General features: G+C 31.9%; 2 protein-coding genes and 1 pseudogene. All 3 read left to right on the top strand.

Annotated elements, in window-relative coordinates:
- Positions 1-181: pseudogene (locus ACIQ2I_RS08910) on the top strand (phosphohydrolase); the annotation flags it as partial.
- Positions 182-206: 25 nt separating this feature from the next.
- Positions 207-1,226 carry a UDP-3-O-(3-hydroxymyristoyl)glucosamine N-acyltransferase gene (gene lpxD / locus ACIQ2I_RS08915; RefSeq protein WP_396182057.1) on the top strand — a complete coding sequence of 340 codons (1,020 nt, stop codon included), beginning with the start codon at positions 207-209 and terminating at the stop codon, positions 1,224-1,226.
- Between the two features lie 4 nt (positions 1,227-1,230).
- Positions 1,231-2,625, top strand: a complete 1,395-nt coding sequence (locus ACIQ2I_RS08920; RefSeq protein ID WP_396182058.1) for a bifunctional UDP-3-O-[3-hydroxymyristoyl] N-acetylglucosamine deacetylase/3-hydroxyacyl-ACP dehydratase — start codon at positions 1,231-1,233, stop codon at positions 2,623-2,625.
- The last annotated feature ends 142 nt before the right edge of the window (positions 2,626-2,767 follow it).

The following is a 2,767-nucleotide window of genomic DNA, read 5'->3' on the forward strand; positions in this document are numbered from 1 at the left end:
TTTTGTGTTTAAGGGGAAAATAAAAAATGAAGCATACAGCAAATCTTCTGAACCAATTAGAATATTAAAAAAGGATAAAACAATTGAAAATGTAGTTGAGGCATCAGATCAAATGCATCTTAAAGCATTATCTAAAACCATCATCAAATATTTTATTTGTTATCCGAAAGCGGTAGATTAAGGTTAATTTTTATATTTTTGCAAAGATGAAATTTACAGCAGCACAAATAGCGGGCATATTGGATGGAGAAGTTTTTGGAAATCCAGATGCTGAAGTTTATAAATTAGCTAAAATAGAAGAAGGAACTACAGGTTCATTAACTTTTTTAGCCAACACTAAGTATGCCAATTATTTATACAGCACAAGCGCTACAATAGTTATTGTAAATAAATCTTATGAACTTGAAAATGAAGTAAAAGCGACACTAATTAAAGTAGATGACGCTTATAGTTCATTTTCAAAATTGTTAGAATATTACAATAAAGTAAAACTAATGAAATCGGGTATAGAGCAACCTTCAGTAATTTCGGAAGGCGTAACTTACGGTGACGATTTATATTTAGGTAGTTTTTGCTACATTGGTAAAAATGTAAGTATTGGAAATAATGTAAAAATATATCCCAATAGTTTTATTGGTGACAATGTAGTTATAGGTGATGGTTGTGTCTTTTTTGCTGGGGTAAGAGTTTATTCTGAAACAGAAATAGGCAATCATGTTACCATTCACTCTGGAACTATTATTGGTTCTGATGGATTTGGTTTTGCACCACAAGAAGATGGTTCGTTTACAAAAATTCCACAAATTGGAAATGTTGTAATTGAAGATGATGTTGAAATTGGTTCTTGTTCTACAGTAGATAGAGCTACATTAGGAACTACGTATATCCGAAAAGGAGCGAAGTTAGACAACCAAATTCAAGTGGCACATAATGTAGAAATTGGAGAAAACACCGTTATTGCGGCTCAAACCGGTATTGCAGGTTCTACCAAAATTGGTAAAAACTGTATGATTGGCGGACAAGTAGGTATTGCGGGACATATTACAATAGGCGATAGGGTAAAAATACAAGCCCAATCAGGTATAGGAAAAAGTTTAAAAGACGGAGAAGTAGTACAAGGTAGCCCAGCATTTAATTATGGCGATTTTGCAAAGTCATTCGTACACTTTAGAAATTTACCTAAAATAGTTAATGAAATAGAAGAATTAAAAAAGAATAATACATAAAATCATGTTAAAACAAACAACTCTAAAAAGCGAAATTTCTTTAAAAGGTGTCGGACTTCATACGGGTCAGGAAGTGACAATGACTTTTAAACCTGCACCCATAAACAATGGTTTTACATTTGTACGTGTCGATTTAGAAGGAAGCCCAATTATTGAAGCAGATGCCAATTATGTAGTAAATACACAACGTGGTACTAATTTAGAAAAATTAGGTGTCATGATTCAAACACCTGAGCATGTTTTAGCAGCTTTAGTAGGATGTGATTTAGATAATGTGATTATTGAATTAAATTCTTCTGAATTACCAATTATGGATGGTTCTTCAAAATATTTTGTAGAAGCACTAGAAAAAGCGGGAACTTTTGAGCAAGAAGCCGAACGAAAAATATATGTTGTAAAAGATGTAATTTCATATTTAGATGAAGCTACAGGCAGCGAAATTACTATAATACCAAGCGATGGGTATTGTGTAACTGCAATGGTTGATTTTGGTACAAAAGTATTAGGAACACAAAATGCAAACATGAAAAACATTTCTGATTTTAAATCGGAAATAGCCGAATGTAGAACATTTAGTTTCTTACATGAATTAGAAGCGTTATTAAACAACGGATTAATTAAAGGTGGCGATTTAAATAATGCCATAGTTTACGTAGATAAAGAAATTTCTGAAGAAACTATGGGTAATTTAAAGAAAGCATTTAATAAAGAACATATTTCAGTTAAAGAAAACGGAATTTTAGATAATTTAACGTTGCACCATCCAAATGAAGCAGCACGTCATAAATTATTAGATGTAGTAGGTGATTTGTCTTTAATTGGAAGAAGAATTCAAGGAAAGGTAATAGCAAATAAACCAGGACATTTTGTAAATACGCAATTTGCAAAAAAACTATCAAAAATTATTAAGTTGGAAGAAAAAAACCAAATACCCGTTTACGATTTACACAAAGACCCAGTATTAGATATCCACGGAATCATGGACTTGTTACCCCACAGACCGCCGTTTTTATTAGTAGATAAAATTTTAGAATTATCAAAAACACATGTAGTGGGCTTAAAAAACGTGACTATGAATGAACCTTTCTTTATAGGACATTTTCCAGGTGCACCCGTAATGCCTGGTGTGTTGCAAGTAGAAGCCATGGCACAAACTGGTGGTATTTTAATTTTAAGTACCGTACCCGATCCTGAAAATTATCTTACCTTTTTTATGAAAATAGATAATGTAAAATTCAAACAAAAAGTTTTACCAGGTGATACTTTAATTTTTAAATGCGAATTGATAACGCCTATCAGAAGAGGAATTTGCCACATGCAGGCTTATGCATATGCCAACGGAAAATTAGTATCGGAAGCCGAATTAATGGCCCAAATTGTAAAAGTTAAAAACCAATAAGTAAAGAATCTTTTGTTTGGAACTGTTTCAATCACTTTTAAACATTTATACATAAAATAATATAAATATATGAATCAACCATTAGCATACGTTCATCCAGGTGCAAAAATTGCAAGAAATGTGGTAATTGATCCGTTTACTA

It is taken from the genome of Flavobacterium sp., assembly GCF_044368995.1.
GTDB lineage: Bacteria > Bacteroidota > Bacteroidia > Flavobacteriales > Flavobacteriaceae > Flavobacterium.